Source organism: Streptomyces solicamelliae (genome assembly GCF_045348655.1).
In the GTDB taxonomy this organism is placed as follows: Bacteria; Actinomycetota; Actinomycetes; order Streptomycetales; family Streptomycetaceae; genus Streptomyces; species Streptomyces solicamelliae.
The window spans coordinates 5404225-5425892 of sequence record NZ_CP160404.1; the positions used below are offsets into that span (position 1 = coordinate 5404225).

At 73.4% G+C, this 21668-nt stretch carries 16 protein-coding genes; 13 read left to right on the plus strand and 3 right to left on the minus strand.

The features are described from left to right. The first annotated feature begins 4 nt into the window (after positions 1 to 4). From ABZO31_RS25145 to ABZO31_RS25165, 5 genes are all read left to right on the plus strand, one after another. Positions 5 to 916, plus strand: a complete 912-nt coding sequence (locus tag ABZO31_RS25145) for an ADP-ribosylglycohydrolase family protein (protein WP_406863538.1) — start codon at positions 5 to 7, stop codon at positions 914 to 916. A gap of 232 nt (positions 917 to 1148) precedes the next feature. Next, positions 1149 to 3047 (plus strand): DUF4173 domain-containing protein, encoded by a 1899-nt coding sequence (locus tag ABZO31_RS25150; protein ID WP_406863539.1) that lies wholly within the window; start codon positions 1149 to 1151, stop codon positions 3045 to 3047. Between the two features lie 96 nt (positions 3048 to 3143). Next, positions 3144 to 3434 carry a hypothetical protein gene (locus ABZO31_RS25155; protein WP_406863540.1) on the plus strand — a complete coding sequence of 97 codons (291 nt, stop codon included), beginning with the start codon at positions 3144 to 3146 and terminating at the stop codon, positions 3432 to 3434. Between the two features lie 70 nt (positions 3435 to 3504). Then, positions 3505 to 4218, plus strand: a complete 714-nt coding sequence (locus ABZO31_RS25160; RefSeq protein WP_406863541.1) for a ribonuclease HII — start codon at positions 3505 to 3507, stop codon at positions 4216 to 4218. A gap of 116 nt (positions 4219 to 4334) precedes the next feature. After that, on the plus strand, positions 4335 to 4964 hold the full coding sequence (locus ABZO31_RS25165; protein WP_406863542.1) for a hypothetical protein: 630 nt from the start codon (positions 4335 to 4337) through the stop codon (positions 4962 to 4964). Positions 4965 to 5148: 184 nt separating this feature from the next. On the opposite strand, the gene ABZO31_RS25170 is transcribed toward ABZO31_RS25165, so the two are convergent. Together ABZO31_RS25170 and ABZO31_RS25175 are read right to left on the minus strand one after the other, a co-directional pair. Continuing rightward, positions 5149 to 5775 carry a hypothetical protein gene (locus ABZO31_RS25170; protein WP_406863543.1) on the minus strand — a complete coding sequence of 209 codons (627 nt, stop codon included), beginning with the start codon at positions 5773 to 5775 and terminating at the stop codon, positions 5149 to 5151. Positions 5776 to 6000: 225 nt separating this feature from the next. Beyond that, complete coding sequence (locus tag ABZO31_RS25175) at positions 6001 to 8184, minus strand: RecQ family ATP-dependent DNA helicase (RefSeq protein WP_406863544.1); 2184 nt, start codon at positions 8182 to 8184, stop codon at positions 6001 to 6003. Positions 8185 to 8315: 131 nt separating this feature from the next. Between ABZO31_RS25175 and ABZO31_RS25180 the strand changes: the two genes are divergently transcribed. From ABZO31_RS25180 to ABZO31_RS25210, 7 genes are all read left to right on the plus strand, one after another. Further along, complete coding sequence (locus ABZO31_RS25180; protein ID WP_406863545.1) at positions 8316 to 9695, plus strand: DUF4192 domain-containing protein; 1380 nt, start codon at positions 8316 to 8318, stop codon at positions 9693 to 9695. 127 nt (positions 9696 to 9822) lie between these two features. Next, complete coding sequence (locus ABZO31_RS25185; RefSeq protein ID WP_406863546.1) at positions 9823 to 11901, plus strand: glycogen debranching N-terminal domain-containing protein; 2079 nt, start codon at positions 9823 to 9825, stop codon at positions 11899 to 11901. 96 nt (positions 11902 to 11997) lie between these two features. Then, entirely contained in the window at positions 11998 to 12765 is a 768-nt protein-coding gene (locus tag ABZO31_RS25190; protein ID WP_406863547.1) for an NUDIX hydrolase, read from the plus strand. A gap of 146 nt (positions 12766 to 12911) precedes the next feature. Next, positions 12912 to 14690 (plus strand): ATP-binding cassette domain-containing protein, encoded by a 1779-nt coding sequence (locus ABZO31_RS25195; RefSeq protein WP_406863548.1) that lies wholly within the window; start codon positions 12912 to 12914, stop codon positions 14688 to 14690. A 117-nt stretch (positions 14691 to 14807) separates the two neighbouring features. Further along, complete coding sequence (locus ABZO31_RS25200) at positions 14808 to 15749, plus strand: FadR/GntR family transcriptional regulator (RefSeq protein WP_406863549.1); 942 nt, start codon at positions 14808 to 14810, stop codon at positions 15747 to 15749. A 304-nt stretch (positions 15750 to 16053) separates the two neighbouring features. After that, positions 16054 to 17601 carry an RNA polymerase sigma factor gene (locus ABZO31_RS25205; RefSeq protein WP_406863550.1) on the plus strand — a complete coding sequence of 516 codons (1548 nt, stop codon included), beginning with the start codon at positions 16054 to 16056 and terminating at the stop codon, positions 17599 to 17601. Positions 17602 to 17746: 145 nt separating this feature from the next. Next, on the plus strand, positions 17747 to 18586 hold the full coding sequence (locus ABZO31_RS25210; protein WP_406863551.1) for a serine protease: 840 nt from the start codon (positions 17747 to 17749) through the stop codon (positions 18584 to 18586). Positions 18587 to 18715: 129 nt separating this feature from the next. Here the strand turns inward: ABZO31_RS25210 and ABZO31_RS25215 are convergent, their stop codons facing one another. Next, entirely contained in the window at positions 18716 to 18946 is a 231-nt protein-coding gene (locus ABZO31_RS25215; protein ID WP_393649250.1) for a DUF7455 domain-containing protein, read from the minus strand. Between the two features lie 436 nt (positions 18947 to 19382). Here ABZO31_RS25215 and ABZO31_RS25220 point away from each other — a divergent pair, with 436 nt between their 5' ends. After that, positions 19383 to 21500: a DNA gyrase/topoisomerase IV subunit B gene (locus ABZO31_RS25220; RefSeq protein ID WP_406863552.1), complete on the plus strand. Its 2118-nt coding sequence runs from the start codon at positions 19383 to 19385 to the stop codon at positions 21498 to 21500. Positions 21501 to 21668 lie beyond the last annotated feature (168 nt).

The window sequence follows — 21668 nt, forward strand, 5'->3', positions numbered from 1 at the left end:
GGAGATGACCGCTGACTCCTCTCCCGAACGGCGCTTCGCACGCGCCCTCGCCAGCCTGCGCGGCCTGGCCGTGGGGGACGCCCTGGGCTCCCAGTACTTCGTCCCCGTGAACTACCCCCTGCTGAAGCGGCGCGAGGTGCCCGCCGGCCCCTGGCAGTGGACCGACGACACCGAGATGGCCTGTTCCGTCGTCGCCGTCCTCGCCGCCCACGAGCGGATCGACCAGGACGCCCTCGCCCACTCCTTCGCCCACCACCACGACTTCGACCGCGGCTACGGACCCGCCGTCAACCGGATGCTGCGCCTGATCCGCGAGGGCGGCGACTGGCGCGAACTCGCCGCCGCCCTGTTCAACGGCCAGGGATCCTGGGGCAACGGCGCCGCCATGCGGGTCGCCCCGCTCGGCGCCTGGTACGCCGACGACCCCGAGCAGGCCACGCACCAGGCCGAGATCTCCGCCTACACCACCCACCAGCACCGCGAGGCCGTGGTCGGGGCCATGGCGGTGGCGGCCGCGGCCGCGCTGGCCGCCGACCCCGCCGGCCCGCCCACGCCCGAGGCGCTGCTCGACGGCGTCGTCGCCCTCGTCCCGCGCAGCGCGGTCGGGGCGGGGCTGCGCCGCGCCCGCGACATGCTCGACTACGCCGACGCGGCCACCGTCGCCGCGGTCCTCGGCAGCGGCCGGCGCACCAGCGCGCACGACACCGTGCCGTTCGCGCTGTGGTCCGCGGCCCGGGCGCTCGGCGACTACGAGCAGGTCTTCTGGACCACGGCCCAGGTCGGCGGGGACGTCGACACCACCTGCGCCATCGCCGGCGGCGTCGTCGCCTCCGGCGCCCTCGGGCTGCCCCCGGCCGCCTGGCTGGAGCAGACCGAGTCCCTGCCCGACTGGATGCCGGACGGCGTCCGCGCCTGAACGGGAGCCCGGAGCGGCGGTGTACACGGCCGCCGCCCGGGGCCCGGCTCTGTCACGGTCCTGCCACAGAGGGCGCCCCGGCATGCCCGGCCCGGGGCCAGAACCGGGCCCCGGCGCTAGCCTGTCGGGCACCGCGCGCCGCTGATCATGAAACGCGTGCGCCGAAGAGACCCCGGACCGCCGCCGCGACGCCTCCACCTCGGCCGGTCGTGCCGGGGAGGGGAGGGGTCCCGTGTCCGACACCGAGTCCATACCGCCGTCGCCCGAGGAACCGGGAGCGGCACAGCCGAGTCCGGAAGACGCGACGCCCGCAGGCACGACATCCGGAGGCGCGACGCCCGCGGCCACGACGTCCGGAGGCGCGACGCCCGCAGCCACGACGTCTGCCGCCACGACTCCGGCCGTGCCGAAGCCGGCGGAGCCGAACGCGGCGGAGCAGCAGGCGTCCGTGCCGCAGCCGGCCGGACCGCGACCGGCGGCGCAGCAGCACGCCGGGCCGCAGCCGCCGCACCCGCAGCGGCAGGCGCCGTACGCCCATCCCGCGTATCAGCCCTGGGTGCCGCCGGGTCAGGGCCCGGTGCACAACCCGCTCGACAAGCTGCGGCCGCCGGCCCCCGCCCGGGCGACCTCGCCGACCCTGTGGGCGATCGTCGCGACCGGCCTGCTCACCGCCCTCCTCCTGGACGGCGGCCTGGGCGTGAACCTGCTGATCATCGCGGTGCCGGCGATTCTCGCCGCCGGCTTCGCCGCCCGCGCCGCCGGCCGCCGCCTGCGTCCGTGGACGCTGGTCTGGGCGCTCGGCGGACTCGCGCTGCTCGCCGTGCCCGCACTGGTCGACGCCGGCTGGCCGACCTTCCTCGCGATCGTCTCCGCCCTGGCCCTCACCGCGTTCGCCCTGCACGGCGGCCGCGGCTGGCCGAGCGTCCTGTTCAGCCCCTTCGGCTTGGTGCACTCCCTCGGCACCGGCACCGTCTGGACCTGGCAGAGCGTGCGCGCCCGAGCCGAGGGTTCACGCGGTCGTGTGGGACCGGTACTGCGTCCCCTGCTCGTCGCCGTCGTCCTCCTGGTCGTCTTCGGCGCGCTGTTCGCCGGCGCCGACGCCGCCTTCGCGGATCTGCTCGGCTCGCTCATGCCGGACATCTCGCTGGTGCAGGCCCCGTGGCGGTTCGCGCTCTTCCTGCTCGGCCTGTTCGGCGCGATCGCCGTCGCCCGCGCCGGCGCGGCCCCGCTGCGCTGGGACCGCATGGCGTTCTCGCCGGGCCGCGCCCGCGCCCGGCTGGAGTGGGCGCTTCCGCTCGTCGTCCTCAATCTCCTCTTCGCGGCCTTCAACGCCGTGCAGCTGACCGTGCTGTTCGGCGGCTACGACAAGGTCCTCAAGGTCACCGGGCTCACCTACAGCGCCTACGCCCGCCAGGGCTTCTGGCAGCTGCTGATCGCCACCCTACTGACGCTCGTGGTCATCGGCCTGGCCCTGCGCTGGGCCCCGCGTTCCGACGCCCGCGACCGGACCCTGGTCCGTTCCGTGCTCGGCGCGCTGTGTGTGATGACCCTCGTCGTGGTGGCCTCGGCGCTGCGCAGGATGGACCTCTACGTCGACGCGTACGGGCTGACCCGGCTGCGGATCTCCGTCACGGCGATGGAGATCTGGCTCGGCGTCGTCATCCTTCTCATCATGGCAGCCGGGGTGTTCGGCGCCCGGCTGCTGCCCCGCGCCGTCGCCGTGAGCGCCGCGGCCGCCGTGCTCGGCTTCGGCCTGATCTCGCCGGACGCGATCATCGCCGAGAGCAACGTCGACCGCTACGAGCGCACCAAGAAGATCGACCTCGACTACCTGGACGGCCTGTCCGCCGACGCCGTGCCCGCCCTGGACCGGCTGCCCGAGCCGCAGCGCTCCTGCGCCCTCGTGGACATCGGCAACCGGCTGATCGCCGACGAGTCCTGGTACGGCACCAGTTGGAGCCGCGAACGGGCCAAGGACATCCTCGCGGACCGGAAGGTCCATTGGACGCCCGGCGCCTGCGGGACGAAGGACCGGGACGTCATCGACGACGACTACGACCCGGACAGCGAAGGGGACCCGTACGGCACGACCGACCCCTACGCCACGACCGACCCGTACGGAGCGCCCTGACGCCCGGCTTCACCGGACTCCGGTCGTCCGGTTAGCATGCGGCGGCCTGTGCGCTGCCGCACAGCAGCCGGAACCGGAGCCGGGAGGAGGGCCGGGGTGAACATCTCCGGAGTGCTCGGCCCCGTGCTGTTCGTGGCCTCGGGCATGGCCGGTGCTCGTGCCGCCATGGCCGTCGACGCCGCCTTCAGGCGTCGCACGCCGTCCCGGCTCCTCCGCGTGGGGGTCCAGCTGGCCTTTGCGGCGGCCACGACGGCCGCGCTCGGCGTGCTCGTCACGGCGGCGGTGGGGTGGCCCCTCCTCGTCGTGACCGTCGTCCCGTGGCTGGTGGGAACCCCCGTCCTGGGCATCGTGACGGCCTGCCGCAAGGCGCCGGCGAGCCGTCCCTGACGCGCTGCGCGGCGGGGTCCCGGAAACCGGGTTCCGTGTGCGCCGGGCATCGGCGTAATCTGTGAGCGCCATGCCCTATGAACCGCCCACCCACCGTGTCGAGCGTTCGCTCCGAGCCACCACCGGCGCCAAGATCGTCGCCGGGGTCGACGAGGTCGGACGGGGAGCGTGGGCCGGTCCCGTCACGGTGTGCGCCGCCGTCACCGGACTCCGCCGCCCGCCCGAGGGGCTCACCGACTCCAAACTGCTCACCCCCAAGCGCCGCGACGAACTCGCCCTGGTGCTCGAGGAGTGGGTGACCGCGTACGCGCTCGGCGACGCCTCCCCGGAGGAGATCGACGAGCTCGGGATGACCGCGGCACTCCGGCTGGCCGCGGTCCGCGCCCTGGACGGCCTGCCCGTCCGCCCCGACGCGGTGATCCTGGACGGCAAGCACGACTACCTGGGCAGCCCGTGGACGGTTCGTACGGTCATCAAGGGCGACCAGAGCTGCGTCGCGGTGGCCGCCGCCTCGGTGATCGCCAAGGTGCGGCGCGACGCGATGATGGCCGAACTCGGGACGGGCGCCGGTGAGGACTACGCCGACTACGGCTTCGGTGCGAACGCGGGCTACCCCTCGCCGGTGCACAAGGCGGCGCTGGAGGAGCGGGGACCCACTCCGTACCACCGGCTCTCCTGGGCGTACCTTGATGCTCTGCCCCGGTGGCGGCACCTCAAGAAGGTGCGCCTCTCCGCCGAGGCGGCCGCACTGGAGAGCGGGGGCCAACTCGGCTTCGACTTCTGACGGCCCCGCACCGACCGCCGAAGCGGTCGGCGCACCTGCCCGGTCCACCGGCCGGGCCGCACGTATGTGCCCACCCGCCTATGCCCCGCCACGGGGCATTTGATAGACATCAACCCATGCCTCTCACCCCCGAGGAGCCTCAGATTCACGAGAGTGCTCAGGGTCCCCGCGCCGTTTCGGCCGGCCGGCCCTCGCCGACCCCTCGTCCCGTACCCGGTCCGCGTTCCGCGGCCACGCCGCGTCCGGGGCGTCCCGGCCCCGGCCCGGCCCGGCCCGCGCCGCCGGCGCAGCGCCCGCACCCCGGTGCCGGGCAGCCCTCGTCGTCCGGTCCGGAGAATCGTTCCGGACAGCAGACCGGCCCGCAGATCCAGCTGATCCCCGCCCCCGCGGACGGCGCGCTCGACGCCGCCGAGGAGGCCGTGGACCTGCTGCTCGACTCCGGCCGCGCCCCGGGCGACGTCCTCGTCCTCACCACCGGTGAGCAGCACCCTTGGGCGGCTCACGAGCTGTCCTTCGGGGAGGCCGCCTACTGGGCCCAGCAGGCGTCCGGCGACGACGTGTTCTTCGCCGACGCCTCGGCCGTCGAGCGCGCCGCGACCCGGCCGGTCGTGGTCGTGGCGGTCAACGGCGGCGCGGACGACGTGGCCGCGCGCACCCTGCCGTTGGCCCTCCAGCGGGCGACCGCGCTGCTGATCGTCTGCGGCGACCCGCAGCGGATCAACGCGGTGCTCGGCGCGGGCGTCTGACCCGTTCGCGTCGACGCCCCGGCGTCGTACGCGGGCGGGCAGGCCCGAGTGGTCCTGACCCGGCTGCCCCTCGCGGGCGGCCGGGCCGCGGCATGCCCGGACGGATCGTGTCGGGCTTGTGGTGCGCCGTACAGGACTCGGGACGCGGTGTGTCGGACGGCCTGGCGGCGTGCCCCGCGCCGGCTCAGCGTGCCGCCGTGCGGCGCAGTGGTTCCGCCGCTCCGCCCGCCGTACGCGGGGAGAGCGCGCCGAACTCCGTCGACGCGTCCCCCAGCGCCGCCGGACGCGAACCGAGGCCCGGATGCCTGCCGCCACGGCCCTCGCCGAACACCTGCCAGCCGCCCCGCGTCAGCGTGATGTACGCGCCGCAGCGCAGCCCGTGCAGCGTGCAGGCGTCCCGCAGCCCCCACATCCAGGCGCCGTCCTCCTCCGTCCAGCGCTCGTCGCCCTCACGGCAGTAGAGCAGCACCGCCGTACGGGCCGGGGCACGGCGCCGCAGGTCGTGCGGGATCACCCGGCGCAGGTGCGCGAGGAGCGCGTTGCGGAAATCCCAGCCGTCCGCCGGCGCGGAGCGGCGCGTGAACGAGGCACTGGCGGCGAGCCGTTCCTCGTGATCGAGCACCGCCACCACCGCGGTCGAGGCCGTCGGCCGGTGGCGCGAGTGCAGTCCGCTGACCACCTCACGGGGGTTGCGCAGCAGGGGTATCCCTGCCGCCGACCACTCGGCGGGCTCCAGCATCCTCAACCGGCTCGCGGCCCCGGCCGATGCACTGATCGAGCCGGCTGCGGGCGAGTGGAATCCGAAGGTCACGATCCTCCCTTCGGATACGGCCCGGACGCGGGCAGAGTCGAGTGAGGGCATGCACGGCACGGCCCTTCCGAACCCCGAACGGGCCGTGCGGGGGGCGGATTCCAATTCTTGCCGCCACGCGCCGGAGCGGGCAACGAGCAATTGAGTCGGCTGACTGGTATGGGCCGGAATGGTGTGGATATCCCTGCCCAGTTACCCCAGGATTCATCCCTCGTTCACCGCGGCTCAGCCCTGGACGGCCAGTACGAGCGGAAACACCCCCTCCGCTCCGGAGCGGCGCAGCAGCCGCGCGGCGACCGCGAGCGTCCAGCCGCTGTCCGAAAGGTCGTCCACCAGAAGCACCGGCCCGCCGGCCGCCTTCAGTTGTTCCGCGAGCGCCGGAGGGACCGTCAGCGCCCGGTGGAGACCGACCAGCCGCTGGGCGCTGTTGGTACGGGACAGCCGCACGTCCTCCGCCTCGGGGGCGTACGCGACCTGTCCCAGCAGGGGCATCCGTCCGATCTCGGAGATCCGTCGGCCCAGCGAGTCCACCAGCTGCGGACGGCTGCGCGAGGCGACCGTCACCACCCCGACCGGCCGCGCCGGAGCGTCCGCCGCCCCGGAGGCCCAACCACCGGGCCCCTTCGCCCAGTCGGCCAGCACCCGCACCACCGCCTGCACCACGTCGTCCGGCACCGGCCCGTCCGGCGCCCGCTCCGCGAGCATCGGCCGCAGCCGGTTCCCCCAGCCGATGTCCGAGAGGCGGCCGAGGGCCCGCCCGGCGAACGCCAGCTCATCGGCCGGAATACGCCCCTTCAGATCGACGCCCACGGCGGGGAGTCCGGTCGGCCACATCCGCCGCGGCTCCACCTCGACACCGGGACGGCCGAGCTCGCCCTTCGCCGCGTCGAGCGCCGCCTCCGACACCTTCGCCTCGAAGCGCGCCCCCGCGCAGTTGTCGCAGCGGCCGCACGGCGCGGCCTCCTCGTCGTCCAACTGCCGCCGCAGGAACTCCATCCGGCACGTCGAGGTGGCCGCGTACGCCCGCATCGCCTCCTGCTCGGCCTCCCGCTGCCGAGCCACCCACGCGTACCGCTCGCGGTCGTACACCCACGGCCGGCCGGTGCTCGTCCAGCCGCCCTTCACCCGGTGCACCGCGCCGTCCACGTCCAGCACCTTGAGCATCGTCTCGAGGCGTGTCCGGCGCAGCTCGACCAGCGGCTCGAGCGCGGGCAGCGACAGCGGACGGTCGGCAGCGGCCAGGACGTCGAGGGTGCGGCGGACCTGTTCCTCCGGCGGGAACGCCACCGAGGCGAAGTACTTCCAGATCGCCTCGTCCTCCGGTCCGGGCAGCAGCAGCACCTCCGCGTGCTCCACACCGCGGCCGGCCCGGCCCACCTGCTGGTAGTAGGCGATCGGCGAGGAAGGCGAACCGAGGTGCACGACGAACCCGAGGTCGGGCTTGTCGAAGCCCATGCCCAGCGCCGAGGTGGCGACCAGGGCCTTGACCCGGTTGGCCAGCAGGTCCTCCTCGGCCTGCTGGCGGTCGGCGTTCTCCGTGCGGCCCGTGTACGAGGACACGGTGTGACCGCACTGGCGCAGGTATGCGGTGACCTCCTCCGCCGCGGCGACCGTGAGCGTGTAGATGATCCCGGAGCCCGGGAGTTCGTTCAGATGGTCCGCGAGCCAGGCCAGCCGGTGCGCCGCGTCCGGCAGGCGCAGCACCCCGAGGCTGAGGCTCTCCCGGTCCAGCGGTCCGCGCAGCACCAGGGCGTCCGTGCCCGCGCCGGTGCCGAGCTGCTCGGCGACGTCCGCCGTCACGCGGGCGTTGGCGGTCGCCGTGGTGGCGAGCACCGGGACGCCCACGGGCAGGTCGGCCAGCATGGTGCGCAGCCGTCGGTAGTCGGGCCGGAAGTCGTGTCCCCAGTCCGAGATGCAGTGCGCCTCGTCGACCACCAGCATGCCGGTGGCGGCCGCCAGCGCGGGCAGCACCTGGTCGCGGAAATCGGGGTTGTTGAGCCGCTCGGGGCTGACGAGGAGCACGTCCACCGAGCCGGCCGCCACCTCCGCCTGGATCGTCTCCCACTCCTCGGTGTTCGAGGAGTTGATCGTGCGCGCGTGGATCCCGGCGCGCGCGGCGGCATCGACCTGGTTGCGCATCAGCGCGAGCAGCGGGGAGACGATCACGGTCGGGCCGCTGCCCCGCTCGCGCAGCAGCGACGTCGCCACGAAGTACACCGCCGACTTGCCCCAGCCCGTCCGCTGCACGACGAGCGCCCGGCGTCTGTCGGCGACCAGCGCCTCGATCGCCCGCCACTGGTCCTCGCGCAGCCGCGCCGTGCCGGTGGCGTCACCGACGAGGCGGGCGAGGACGGAGTCGGCGGCGGCGCGGAGCGACGCGCGGTCTTCGGGGCGAGCTGCGTGGGTCATGCGTCCATGCAACCGGATGGCACCGACAACGCGCGAACGCGACCGCAATCTGTGGACAACTCGACCGGGCCGGTCCCGGGAGTTATCCACAGGGGTCGCGCGATCGGCACGGTCGCGGGAACGTCGTCGGCATGAATCAGCACCACGCAACCACCGGATCGTCCGACCAGCAGCAGATCACCCTGCGCGGACCCGCCGAACTCGCCGACGCCCTGCCCTTCGTCCTCGGCTTCCATCCCACGGACTCCGTCGTCCTCGTCGCCCTGCACGGCGAGCGCGGACGCTTCGGCGGCCGGCTCAGGCTCGGCATCCCGAGCTCGCCGGGGGAGTGGACCGCCACCGCCGACCATCTCGCGGAATGCCTCGTCGAAGGCTGCGAGCGGCGCGGCGAACGCCCCGACGGCATCCTCGTCTTCCTCTGCCAGGACCCCCGGCCCGGCGAGAACGGACAGCGGGTGATGGAACGCCTGCGCCCCTTCGCCCAACGGCTCCGCATCGCGTGCGGCGCGCTCGACGTGCCCGTGTACGAGGCGCTCTGCATCTCCGACGGCCGTCACTTCTCCTACTGCTGCCCGGACACCCGCTGCTGTCCGCCCGACGGGACCCCGCTCGCCCTGCCCGGCACGTCGGTGATGGCCGCGGCCGCCGCCTACGCGGGAATCCGGGTGCGCGGCACGCTGCGCGACATGGAGGCCGGCCTCAAGCCGCCGGCCCGCGCCGACGAAACAGCCCTGCGCCAGGCGCTCGACGAGGCCTCCGCCGTGCTGCTCCCGTGCATCATCGACGCCGGGGCACTCGCGCGCATGCGCGAGGAGACGCTGCGGCTGGCCCGCGAGCTCATGGGACGGATCGAACGGGCCGACGCCCGGGGCGGGGACGCCGCGGACGACGCGCTGGTCACGGACCGGGAGGCGGCCGACGTGATCATGGGCCTGCAGGACCGGGACACCCGGGACCGTGCGGCGGAGTGGATGGAGGGCGCCGAGGGCGCGATCGCGCTGCGGCTCTGGCGAGTACTCGCCAGGCGCTGCATTCACCCGTACACCGAGCACGCGGCCGCACCGCTGACCCTCGCCGGCTGGACCGCCTGGTCGACGGGGGACGAACCCGCCGCCCGCGTCGCCCTCGGACTCGCGCTGGACGCGGACCCCGACTACCGGTTCGCACAGCTGCTCCATCAGGCCTGCAACGAGGGGCTCGACCCGGAGTCCTTGCGGGCGTGCCTGCGTGGCGAGCGGTCTGCCAGGAACCTCCTGCCGGCGCAGGGCGACGCGGTCGAGCCCGGTGCCGCGGGGGACACGCCGGCCGCCGAGCCGTCCGCGGGGCCCACCCTGCCGAAGGACCCAGCCCGGGCCCGCAGGCGGGTGAGGCGGGCCCGACCTGGAGCCGTACGTCCGCCGGTGGCCGGGCGGACGACGCGGTCGGGGCGGGCGCGCCGGGGCGGCACCAGGCCGGTCCGCACGGTCGGAACGCAGCCCCGGCGGGACCGGCGTGGATCGGGGAGGGGGTGACGGCCGTGACCCGCTTTGCCGCAGCGCCGTTCACCACGGTGTCGAAGCCGTACGACCTCCACCGCCGAGCCGTCGGCACGGGGCGTGCGGTCAGCCCGGACCGCACGGAAGGCGCAGCACACCACTCATGGACCTCCGCGTCCCCGCCCCGGCCACCGTCCCGGCCGCCGGACGACCGGCCGCCACCCGCACCTCTGCCGGATCCGCCGGACCCGCCCCGCAGCCCGGCGCACGGCCGGGTGAACCGCCCGCCCTGCACGGCATGCTCGTCGGCGTCGCCCTGCCGTGGCTCGTGCTCTCCGCCGAGCACGGCCAGCTCACCGGCGACGGACTCGACGGGATCTACCACGCCGGCCGGCGACTGCTCTCGCGCTGCGTCCTGCGGATCTACGGACGCGAACCGGTCGCGGTCCAGGGCCGGCTGTCCGCCGCCGACCAGGCCCGGTTCGTCGGTGTGCTGCGCACCCCGGGGGACTCCGGCCCCGATCCCGGGCTCACGGTCGAGCGCGTCCGCCGCGCCGACGGCACCGAGCGGATCACCCTGCGCAGCTCGGCCGCCCGCCCGCTCCGGCTCCCCGTGGAGCTCGCTCTGGGCACGGATCTCACGGATCTGGGCGCGGTGGCGGCCGGGCGGCCCGCGCCCGAGCTCCCCGCGGCAGTCCACGCCGCCGGACTGCGCTGGTCGGGGACCGACGGCCGGTACGCGACCGTCACCGCCGACCCGCCGCCCACGGACGCCCTGGCCGTGGCGGGCCTGCTCCGCTGGGACCTCGAACTCGCCCCCGGCGCCGCCCGCACCATCGAACTCCGCATCAGGGGAGACCGCTCCGCCGACCGCCGCTCCGAGTCCGGGGCGGGCAGTGCGGCGGGGCCCGGCGGGCAGCTCCTGGCCGAGGCCCGCGCGGAGGGCGACGACCCCCGGATCGCCGCGCTCCTGCGGACCTCCGTCGACGATCTGCGGGCCCTGCTGCTCCGGGACCGTGCCCGGCCTGCCGAGGTCCACGCGGCGGCGGGGGTGCCGTGGCGCTGCGGACCGGCCACCGCCGAGTCCCTGTGGGCGGCCCGGATGGCGCTCCCGCTCGGCGCCAGGCTCGCCGCCGGCACCCTGCGCGCCCTGGCCCGTACCCAGCGGGACGGCGACGGGCCGGACCGCGGGCGGATCCCCGGTCCGCTGCGGGACGCCGGCCCCGGGCTGCCGCCCCGGTGCACCGGGATCGAGGCGACCCTCGCCTTCCCCGCCGTCCTGGCCGAGGCCGCGCGCTGGGGACTGCCCGAGCAGGAGCTCGCCGAGCTGCTGCCCGCGGCGGAGCGCTGTCTCGACTGGCTGCGGGCCGCCGCCGACGAGGACGGGTTCGTGCCCGACCCGGGGCCCGCCGGTCCGCGGCGCGCCGAGACGCAGGCGCACGCCCACCGGGCGGCGGTGCTGGGGGCCGACCTCCTGGAGCTCTGCGGCCGGCCGGGCGCGGCGGAGTGGCGGGACCGTGCGGCGGCGCTGCGGTACCGGTTCCGGCGGGACTTCTGGCGGGAGGACCTCGGTGGCGGCCGGCCGCTCGCGGCGCGGCTCGCGGACGGCACCGCGCTGCCGTTGCTGGGCTCCTGGGCGGCGCACCTCCTGGACACCGGGCTCGCCGAAGGCGGCCGCTGGGCGCCCGGGCTGCTGGACAAGCAGCAGACCGACCAGCTGGCACGGCTGCTCGGCGGTCCGGCGCTCGACACCGGCTGGGGGCTGCGCGGGCTCGGGGCGAAGGAGCCGGGGCACAACCCCTTCGGGCACCGGTCCGGGGCGGTGCGGGTGCACGAGACGGCCGTCGCCGTCGCGGGTCTCGCAGAGGCCGGGCACGAGCGGGAGGCCGCGGCGCTGCTGAAGGGGCTGCTCGACGCGGCCGAGTCGTTCGGGTTCCGGCTCCCCGAGATGTACGCGGGGGAGCAGCGCACCGCCGGTGCGGCCCCGGTGCCGCATCCGGCGGCCTGCCGGCCCGCGGCGGTCGCCGCGGCTGCCGGGATCCACGCGCTGGCGGCGCTCGCCGGGATCCGGCCGGACGCGCCGGGGCGGACGGTGGCGCTGCACCCGGTGCGCTCGGCGCCGCTGGGAGCGGTTCTCCTCGCGGGGCTGCGGGTCGCGGGGGAGCCCTTCTCGGTACGGATCGGCCGGCTCGGCACGGCGATCGTCGAGGAGGCCGCCGACGGCCTCCAATTGGGGGTCTGAGCGGTGCACGGGTCCGCAGGGGCGCACGTGTGGGAAGTCAGTGCTGTTGCAGGAGAGGGGCGTGTTTATCGTCAGGAAGACGACTATGATCGCGGCATGTCTCCCTACGACCCGTCGGCCTTTCCGCCTTTCGCTGTCACCGTCGACCTGGTCGTGCTCACCGTGCGCCGCCACGCGCTGTGCGCGCTGGTGGTGCGGCGGGGCGAGCAGCCGTTCCAGGGGCGCTGGGCGCTGCCCGGCGGTTTCGTCCGGGAGGACGAGGATCTCACCACCGCGGCCGCCCGCGAGCTCGTCGAGGAGACCGGGCTGTGCGTGGACGACCCCGATGCCCGGACGTCCGACCCCGTCAAGGGTGCGCACCTGGAGCAGCTCGCCACCTACGGCGACCCGCAGCGCGACCCGCGGATGAGGGTCGTCAGCGTCGCGCACCTCGCGCTCGCCCCGGACCTGCCCGCGCCGCGCGCCGGCGGCGACGCGAACAGCGCACGCTGGGCGCCCGTCGACGAGCTGCTGCAGGAGGGAGAGGGGGACCGGGACGGCGAGCAGGCCGCGCTGCTGGCCTTCGACCACGCCCGGATCCTGTCCGACGGCGTCGAGCGGGCCCGGTCCAAGATCGAGTACTCCTCGCTGGCCACCGCCTTCTGCCCGCCGGAGTTCACCGTGGGCGAGCTGCGCCGGGTCTACGAGGCGGTGTGGGGCGTGGCGCTCGACCCGAGGAACTTCCACCGGAAGGTGACCGGCACGCCCGGCTTCCTGGTCCCGGCCGGCGGGACCACCACCCGGCAGGGCGGCCGTCCCGCACAGCTGTTCAGGCCCGGGGGAGCGACGCTGCTCAACCCGCCGATGCTGCGTCCCGAGGTCTGAGCGCCGGGCCCGCCCCGGCCGGACGTCCCAGCCGGACACCCCCGCCCCGCAGGCTCCAGCCCTGCACGAAAAGTCTGAAATGTCGCGTTATCTTGCTGCGGTAGCCGTCCTGCCGCGCAGCGGTCTCCCCTACCGCGAGAGAAGCGATGCTCCAGGCCATCGGACTCACCAGCACCCCCCGCCGCAACGGCCCTCCCGCCGTGCGCGACCTCAGCCTCGAGGCCCTGCCCGGCCGGGTCACCGCGCTGCTCGGGGCCGCCGGATCGGGGAAGACCACCGCGCTGCGGCTGATGCTCGAGCTCGAGCCCGGCCGTGGACTCACCTACTACCGCGGACGGCTGCTGCACCAGGTCGCCCACCCGGGCCACGAGGTCGGTGTGCTCCTCGGTGACGTCCCCGGGCACCCCTCGCGCACCGTCCGCGGCCAGCTGCGGATGCTCTGCGCCGCCGTCGGCGTCCCCGTGTCACGCGCGGACGAGATGATCGAAGCGGTCGGCCTCACCGGCGTCCACGACCTCCGCCTCGGCGGCCTGCCCCTCGGCATGGACCGCCGACTCGGTCTGGCCTGCGCCCTGCTGGGTGACCCGCACACCCTGCTCCTCGACGAGCCGGGGGCCGGGCTCGCCGCCCGGGAGAACCTCTGGCTCTACGAACTCCTGCACGCCCACGCACACAGCGGCGGAACGGTTCTCTTCACCACGGCCGACCCCAAGGAGGCCGCCCGCAACGCCGACCGCGTCCTCACCCTCGACACCGGCCGGCTCGCCGCCGACCAGGACGCCGCCGAGTTCGCCCGCACCCGCCTCCGCCCCCGCGTCGTCGTCCGCACCCCTCACGCGGCCCGGCTCGCCGCCGTCCTCAACCAGGAGGCCCGGGCCGCCCGCCGCTCCGTCGAGGTCGTCCCCGAGGGCGGCAGCCGGTTGTCGGTCTACGGCACCGACTGTGCCGCCGTCGGCGACACGGCCTTCCGGCACGGCGTTCTTGTTCACCGCCTCACCGACGAGTCCGGCGACACCGGTGCGCCGCCTGCCGACGACCCCTCGACCCCCGCACCGGTTCCGGCGGGGACCGACCCCGCACCGTCCGGCCCCGCACCGTCCGACCCCGCCTCCGCCGTCCCCCGGCAGGCCCCACGCCGCGAGCGCCGTCCCGCCCGCGCCCCCCGCCACCCCGTCCGGTACGAGGTCCGGCGGCTGCTCGGTCTGCCCTCCACCTGGCTGGCGGCCGCGGCCACGCTCGTCGTCTCCGTCGTGCTCGCCGTGCTGCTCGCCCGCGGCGGCGGCACCCCGGTCCCGGTCGCCGTGGCCGGCTGGCCCGAGCTCTCCCCGCTGCCGCCCGCCGCGCTCGGCGCCGGCCTCCTCGGCGCGCTCGCCTTCGGCGACGAGTACCGCCATCCCGCGCTCACCTCGGGCCGTGGCGTCGTCCCGCGCCGCCTCGGCCTCCTGGTCGCCAAGCTCGCCGTCAGCGGCACGGTCGCGCTGTTGCTCGGGGTGCTCACCGTCGTCGTCGACATCGAGGTCCTTCGCCTCGTCTACGGCGGCGACTTGATCCCCGTACCGAAGAACTGGCCCTCGCTGTCAGCGAGTTGGCTGGGGCTCGCGGTCGGCTGCGCCTGGGCGGGAGTGCTGGGGGCCGGGGTGTTCCGGGCGACCGCCGCCGGTGTGGCCGCGGTGCTCGCGGTCCCGGTGGCCGTCGTCCCCGCGCTGCGCGCCGTGCTCACCCGCGTACCCACCCGGCCCGTCGCCGGGCTCCCGGCACGGCTGCGCGAACTGCTGCCGACGCAGTGGCCGTCCGCCGGCGACCGGTGGCTGGACGGGGTGCTGCGGGTGGTGGGGCAGCCTGTCGGGATGGCGCTGGTGCTGTCGTTGGCGACGCTCCTCGGCGCGTATCTGCTCACCGGCCTTCGCCGCAGGGCCCGTTGGTGATCATCTATGGAATGATCACCTCCGCTTCTGGCGATCTTCTGACGTAACTCCCTTGAAAATGCCCGCTTCGCACCGATTAAGCGTCAATTGTTCAAGGGGTGCCGATCACCCTTTCGTGTGCTTTTCACCAAAGACCTCAAGGGGCGCGGAGACCGCGCCGACAAAGGATGCGTGAGTACCCTTGCGCACACCATGATGACCGCCGCCCGCCCCGCCGACTCCGGCCTGGCCGCCACGGGCGATCTCGACCGCTACCCCTACGGGGAGGCACCCGGCACCGACCGCGTCGGCCCGCCCTCCTGGGAGGGCGGGGACACCGACCTCGGCCGGGTCGGCAGGCGGTCCGCCGGCAGCCGCGGCCGCGGACTGCACGGTCAACTCGTCCAGCAGCTCGGTCAGATGATCGTCTCCGGCGACCTCGGCGCCGACCGGCCGCTCGTCCCCGAGGAGATCGGCCAGCGCTTCGAGGTGTCGCGCACCGTGGTCCGCGAGTCGCTGCGGGTGCTGGAGGCCAAGGGCCTGGTCAGTGCCCGCCCCAACGTCGGCACCCGGGTCCGTCCGGTCAGCGACTGGAACCTGCTGGACCCGGACATCATCGAGTGGCGCGCCTTCGGCCCGCAGCGCGACGACCAGCGCCGCGAGCTCAACGAGCTGCGCTGGACCATCGAGCCCCTGGCCGCCCGGCTCGCCGCAGGCCACGGCCGCGAGGACGTCCAGCAGCGCCTCGCCGACATGGTCGAGATCATGGGGCACGCGTTCGCCCAGGGAGACGGTCTGACCTTCGCCCGCGCCGACGCCGAGTTCCACTCCCTCCTCATCCAGCTCGCGGGCAACCGCATGCTCGAGCACCTCTCCGGGATCGTCGCGGCCGCCCTCCAGGTCTCCGGCGCCCCCGTCACCGGCTGTGAGCGCCCCGGCGAGTCCTGCCTCGCGCACCACGCCCGGATCGTCGACTGCCTCGCCTCCGGCGACGCCCAGGGGGCCGAGACGGCCATGCGGCAGTTGATCATGGTCCACCCCGAAGGGGGAGGCGTCGTGCCCGCCCCGCGCGAGCACTGAACGCGCGGTTCGCGGTCTCAAGCGGCGCGATCGCGGTGCGATCATGGGGCGAAGTTGCCGTTCTGGCCGGTTCGTCGCATTTGGGGTGTGACTCGGGCCACGCGGATTGGGCGTAACGCTCTTCGAGGCAGTGCGATGACTTAAGAGGTAACAGCCGAGGAAGGAATACAGCAGCCCCGTGAGGCGCTGTCCAGTTCCCCGGTCCAGCCCGCGCCGTCGGCACATCCCCAGCCGTCGGTCGTCGGCTCCGGCCCGATCATGGGCGGGGCCGGAAGCCGTTTTCCATCGTTCCGAGAGGTTGTTCGTGTCGGCCAGCACATCCCGTACGCTCCCGCCGGAGATCGCCGAGTCCGAGTCTGTGATGGCGCTCATCGAGCGGGGAAAGGCTGATGGGCAGATCGCCGGCGATGACGTGCGTCGGGCCTTCGAGGCTGACCAGATTCCGCCAACCCAGTGGAAGAATGTTCTGCGCAGCCTCAATCAGATCCTCGAGGAAGAGGGTGTGACGCTGATGGTCAGTGCAGCGGAGTCGCCGAAGCGCGCCCGCAAGAGCGTCGCAGCGAAGAGCCCGGCCAAGCGCACCGCCACCAAGACCGTCACCGCCAAGACGACCGTGACCAGGACCGTCGCGGCCGCCCCGGCGGCTCCGGCGGCCGAGAGCGCGGATCCCGCCGAGGAGGCCGCAGCCCCGGCCAAGAAGGCGGCCGCGAAGAAGACCGCGGCCAAGAAGACGGCGGCGAAGAAGACCGTCGCCAAGAAGACCGCGGCGAAGAAGACCACCGCCAAGAAGGACGAGGACGAGGTTCTCGAGGGCGAGGAGCTGATCGAGGACGCGGCGCCCGGCAAGGGTGACGAGGAGGACACCGAGGGCGAGGCCAAGGGCTTCGTCCTGTCCGACGAGGACGAGGACGACGCGCCTGCCCAGCAGGTCGCCGTCGCCGGTGCCACAGCCGACCCCGTCAAGGACTACCTCAAGCAGATCGGCAAGGTCCCGCTGCTCAACGCCGAGCAGGAGGTCGAGCTCGCCAAGCGCATCGAGGCCGGTCTGTTCGCCGAGGACAAGCTGGCGAACTCCGACAAGCTCGCTCCGAAGCTCAAGCGCGAGCTGGAGATCATCGCCGAGGACGGCCGCCGCGCCAAGAACCACCTCCTGGAGGCCAACCTCCGTCTGGTGGTCTCCCTGGCCAAGCGCTACACCGGCCGCGGCATGCTCTTCCTGGACCTGATCCAGGAGGGCAACCTCGGTCTGATCCGCGCGGTCGAGAAGTTCGACTACACCAAGGGCTACAAGTTCTCCACGTACGCCACCTGGTGGATCCGTCAGGCGATCACCCGCGCCATGGCCGACCAGGCCCGCACCATCCGTATCCCGGTGCACATGGTCGAGGTCATCAACAAGCTCGCGCGCGTCCAGCGCCAGATGCTCCAGGACCTGGGCCGCGAGCCCACCCCGGAGGAGCTGGCCAAGGAACTCGACATGACCCCCGAGAAGGTCATCGAGGTCCAGAAGTACGGCCGTGAGCCCATCTCGCTGCACACCCCGCTGGGCGAGGACGGCGACAGCGAGTTCGGCGACCTGATCGAGGACTCCGAGGCGGTCGTCCCGGCCGACGCGGTGAGCTTCACCCTCCTCCAGGAGCAGCTGCACTCGGTGCTCGACACCCTCTCCGAGCGCGAGGCCGGCGTGGTCTCCATGCGCTTCGGTCTCACCGACGGCCAGCCGAAGACGCTGGACGAGATCGGCAAGGTCTACGGCGTCACGCGTGAGCGGATCCGCCAGATCGAGTCGAAGACGATGTCGAAGCTGCGTCACCCGTCCCGCTCGCAGGTCCTGCGGGACTACCTCGACTAGAAGCACGACGCGCCGCGGCGCGCCGTCTTCAGGGCCCGGTTCCCCGGAAAGGGGGAACCGGGCCCTTCGGCTGTGCGCGGGTGCGCTCACGGGGTAGCTGCACGACTCTGGGTGAAACGAGCACACCGGAGAGTCAGGAGAGTCAATGCGTCGTCCCATCGCCCGAGCAGTGACCGGCGCCCTGGGCCTGGTGTCTGCGGCGGCCGCAGCACTGGTCGCACCCGCGACCGCGACCGCGGACCGCGTGATCGTCGGAGGTGAGCCCGTCGAGGTCGCCGACACACCCTGGGTCGTGGCGCTCTCCAGCCGTGACCGGTTCGGAGGTATGCGGGCCGGGCAGTTCTGCGGCGGGGTCGTCGTGGCCCCCACGAAGGTGCTCACGGCGGCGCACTGCCTGAGTTCCGACGTGCTCGGGGGCGCGCCCGAGGACGTGACCGACCTCGCGGTCATCGCGGGCCGTACCGCGCTCACGGGCCAGGGCGGGCAGGAGGTCGGGGTCGCCGGGACGTGGATCAATCCGGCGTACGAGCCGGCCACGAACGCCGGGGACCTGGCCGTGCTGACGCTGAAGAGCGCGCTGCCGAGCTCGTACGTGCTCGCCACGGCCGGTCCGGGGGACACCGCGTACACGCCGGGCACGACGGCCTCGGTGTACGGCTGGGGCGACACGACCGGGAACGGCACGTACGCGACCTCGCTGCGTGCGGCGCGGGTGCAGGTGCTGGAGGACGCCGCCTGTGAGCGGGCGTATCCGGGGAACGCGAAGGGCGACTACCAGGCCGCGACGATGCTCTGCGCGGGAGATCCGCAGGGCGGCCGGGACGCCTGCCAGGGCGACAGCGGAGGTCCGCTGGTGGCGATGGGCCGGCTGATCGGCCTGGTGTCCTGGGGGAGCGGCTGCGGCGAGGCGGCGAACCCGGGGGTCTACACCCGGGTCTCGGCGGTACTGCCGGATCCGCTGCCGGTGTCGGCGTCACGGAGCTGAGGACGGTCCGGTGGCACTCGAGGGTACGAGGACGGGCGGCCGCCCCCCTGAGAATGCGGGGGCGCCGCCCGTCGTCCGGTACGGGACCGGCCCTGGCTCGTCGTGGTTGCCAGTCGTGGATGCGAGGTGTCAGCGGTCCTCGTCGACCGCGGCGGCCGGCACGTCGGTGAGCCGGTCCGTCTCATCCTGTATCTCTGCGGCGATCTTCTTGAGTTCCGGCTCGAACTTGCGCCCGTGGTGGGCGCAGAAGAGCAAGTCACCGCCGCTGGTCAGGACGACGCGCAGGTATGCCTGGGCGCCGCAACGGTCGCAACGGTCAGCGGCCGTCAGGGGGCTCGCGGGGGTCAGAACAGTAGTCACGTCGCCTCTTCTCTAGCTCGACGAGCTGTCGTACCAGGGTCAACATCCAACCAGGCCGAAAACGTTCCCGCTCGTGGCTTTTCCTCGAAAATTCATGTCCGAGGTGGCTGTCTGCTGCCGGTTGGCGGCGAATGGGCCGTATTGCTGCGCTCTACGGGTTTCGCATTGCTTGTGTGTCGGTCGGTCCTCCCCGGCTGGGTTGCCGGTTGTTCATGAGGACGTGCCCGGAGCCTAAATGGTTCATGCCTGGAAGGGAACGTGATGTCCACGTCACTCGTCCGGGTGATCGAACATCCATGCGACTCTGGACTAGCATGGGAAATCACGAGGGTGGCGTGACAACGGCTCTACCAGGCCTCGGTACCCTCTGACCGGCGACCGACGCCGGGCCTTTACCCCCGAGGGCCAGATTCAAATTCAGCGAGGAGCGAACCGCGTGACCGCCGAAACGTCCGTGCCGTCCAGTGCGCTGCTGACCGCAGACCGTGACGGTTCCAACTACACCGCGCGGCACCTGCTCGTATTGGAAGGGCTCGAAGCGGTTCGAAAGCGGCCCGGAATGTACATCGGGTCCACCGACAGCCGTGGCCTGATGCACTGCCTCTGGGAGATCATCGACAACTCCGTCGACGAGGCCCTGGGCGGCTACTGCGACCACATCGACGTGGTGCTGCACGACGACGGCTCCGTCGAGGTGCGGGACAACGGCCGAGGCATCCCGGTCGACGTCGAGCCGAAGACCGGACTCTCCGGTGTCGAGGTCGTCATGACCAAGCTGCACGCCGGCGGCAAGTTCGGCGGCGGCTCGTACGCCGCCTCCGGCGGTCTGCACGGCGTGGGCGCCTCCGTGGTGAACGCGCTCTCCGCCCGCCTCGACGTCGAGGTCGACCGGAACGGCGCGACCCACGCGATCAGTTTCCGCCGCGGCGTCCCCGGCATCTTCACCGAGCAGGGCCCGGAGAGCCCCTTCGACCCGGCCAACGGGCTGCTCAAGGGCAAGCGCGTCCCCAAGACCCGCACCGGCACGCGGGTCCGCTACTGGGCGGACCGCCAGATCTTCCTCAAGGACGCCAAGCTCAACCTGGAGACGCTGCACCAGCGCGCCCGCCAGACCGCCTTCCTCGTCCCCGGTCTCACCATCGTGGTCCGCGACGAGCGCGACCTGGACGGGATCGGAAAGAGCGAGGAGACGTTCCGCTTCGACGGCGGCATCAGCGAGTTCTGCGAGTACCTCGCCCAGGACAAGGCCGTCTGCGACGTGCTCCGGCTCACCGGTCAGGGCACCTTCAAGGAGACCGTGCCGGTCCTCGACGACCGCGGGCACATGACGCCCACCGAGGTCACCCGCGAGCTCGGCGTCGACGTCGCGCTGCGCTGGGGCACCGGGTACGACAGCACCGTCCGCTCCTTCGTGAACATCATCGCCACGCCCAAGGGCGGCACCCACGTCTCCGGCTTCGAGCAGGCCGTCACCCGGACGGTCAACGAGGTGCTGCGCTCCGCGAAGCTGCTGCGCGTCGCCGAGGACGACATCGTCAAGGACGACGCCCTGGAGGGCCTCACGGCCGTCGTGACCGTGCGCCTCGCCGAGCCGCAGTTCGAGGGCCAGACCAAGGAGGTGCTCGGCACCTCCGCGGCGCGGCGCATCGTCGCCAACGTGGTCGCCAAGGAGCTCAAGGCCTTCCTGACCTCGACCAAGCGCGACGCGAAGGCGCAGGCCCGGGCTGTCCTGGAGAAGACCGTCGCGGCCGCCCGGACCCGGATCGCCGCCCGCCAGCACAAGGAGGCGCAGCGCCGGAAGACCGCCCTCGAGTCCTCCTCGCTGCCCGCCAAGCTGGCCGACTGCCGCAGCGACGACGTGGAGCGCAGCGAGCTCTTCATCGTCGAGGGAGACTCCGCGCTCGGCACCGCCAAGCTCGCCCGGAACAGCGAGTTCCAGGCGCTGCTGCCGATCCGCGGCAAGATCCTCAACGTCCAGAAGTCGTCCGTCTCCGACATGCTGAAGAACGCCGAGTGCGGCGCGATCATCCAGGTCATAGGGGCGGGCTCGGGCCGTACCTTCGACATCGACGCCGCCCGCTACGGCAAGGTCATCATGATGACCGACGCCGACGTCGACGGCTCCCACATCCGCACGCTGCTGCTGACCCTGTTCCAGCGTTACATGCGGCCCATGGTCGAGGCCGGCAGGGTCTTCGCCGCCGTCCCGCCGCTGCACCGCATCGAGCTGATCCAGCCCAAGAAGGGCCAGGACAAGTACGTGTACACGTACTCGGACAGCGAGCTGCGGCAGACGCTGCTGGAGTTCCAGCGCAAGGGCGTCCGGTACAAGGACGCCATCCAGCGCTACAAGGGTCTCGGCGAGATGGACGCGGACCAGCTGGCGGAGACCACGATGGACCCGCGCCACCGCACCCTGCGCCGGATCAACATCGGCGACCTGGAGGCAGCCGAGCAGGTCTTCGACCTGCTCATGGGCAACGACGTGGCGCCCCGCAAGGAGTTCATCACCAGCTCCGCGGCCACGCTGGACCGCTCGCGCATCGACGCCTGAGCAGGTTCTCCACAGCCCGTCCGCCCCGCGCGTCCACCCGTGGGTGGAGTCTCCGCCTCCGTCCACGGGCCGATCGCGCGAGCCCCTTCCGCCGTAGTCGCAGCGCCGGAGGGGGCCGGACATGGACGGGAGCGCGACCGGGCCCAAGCCGTCCGATACGTGTATCAG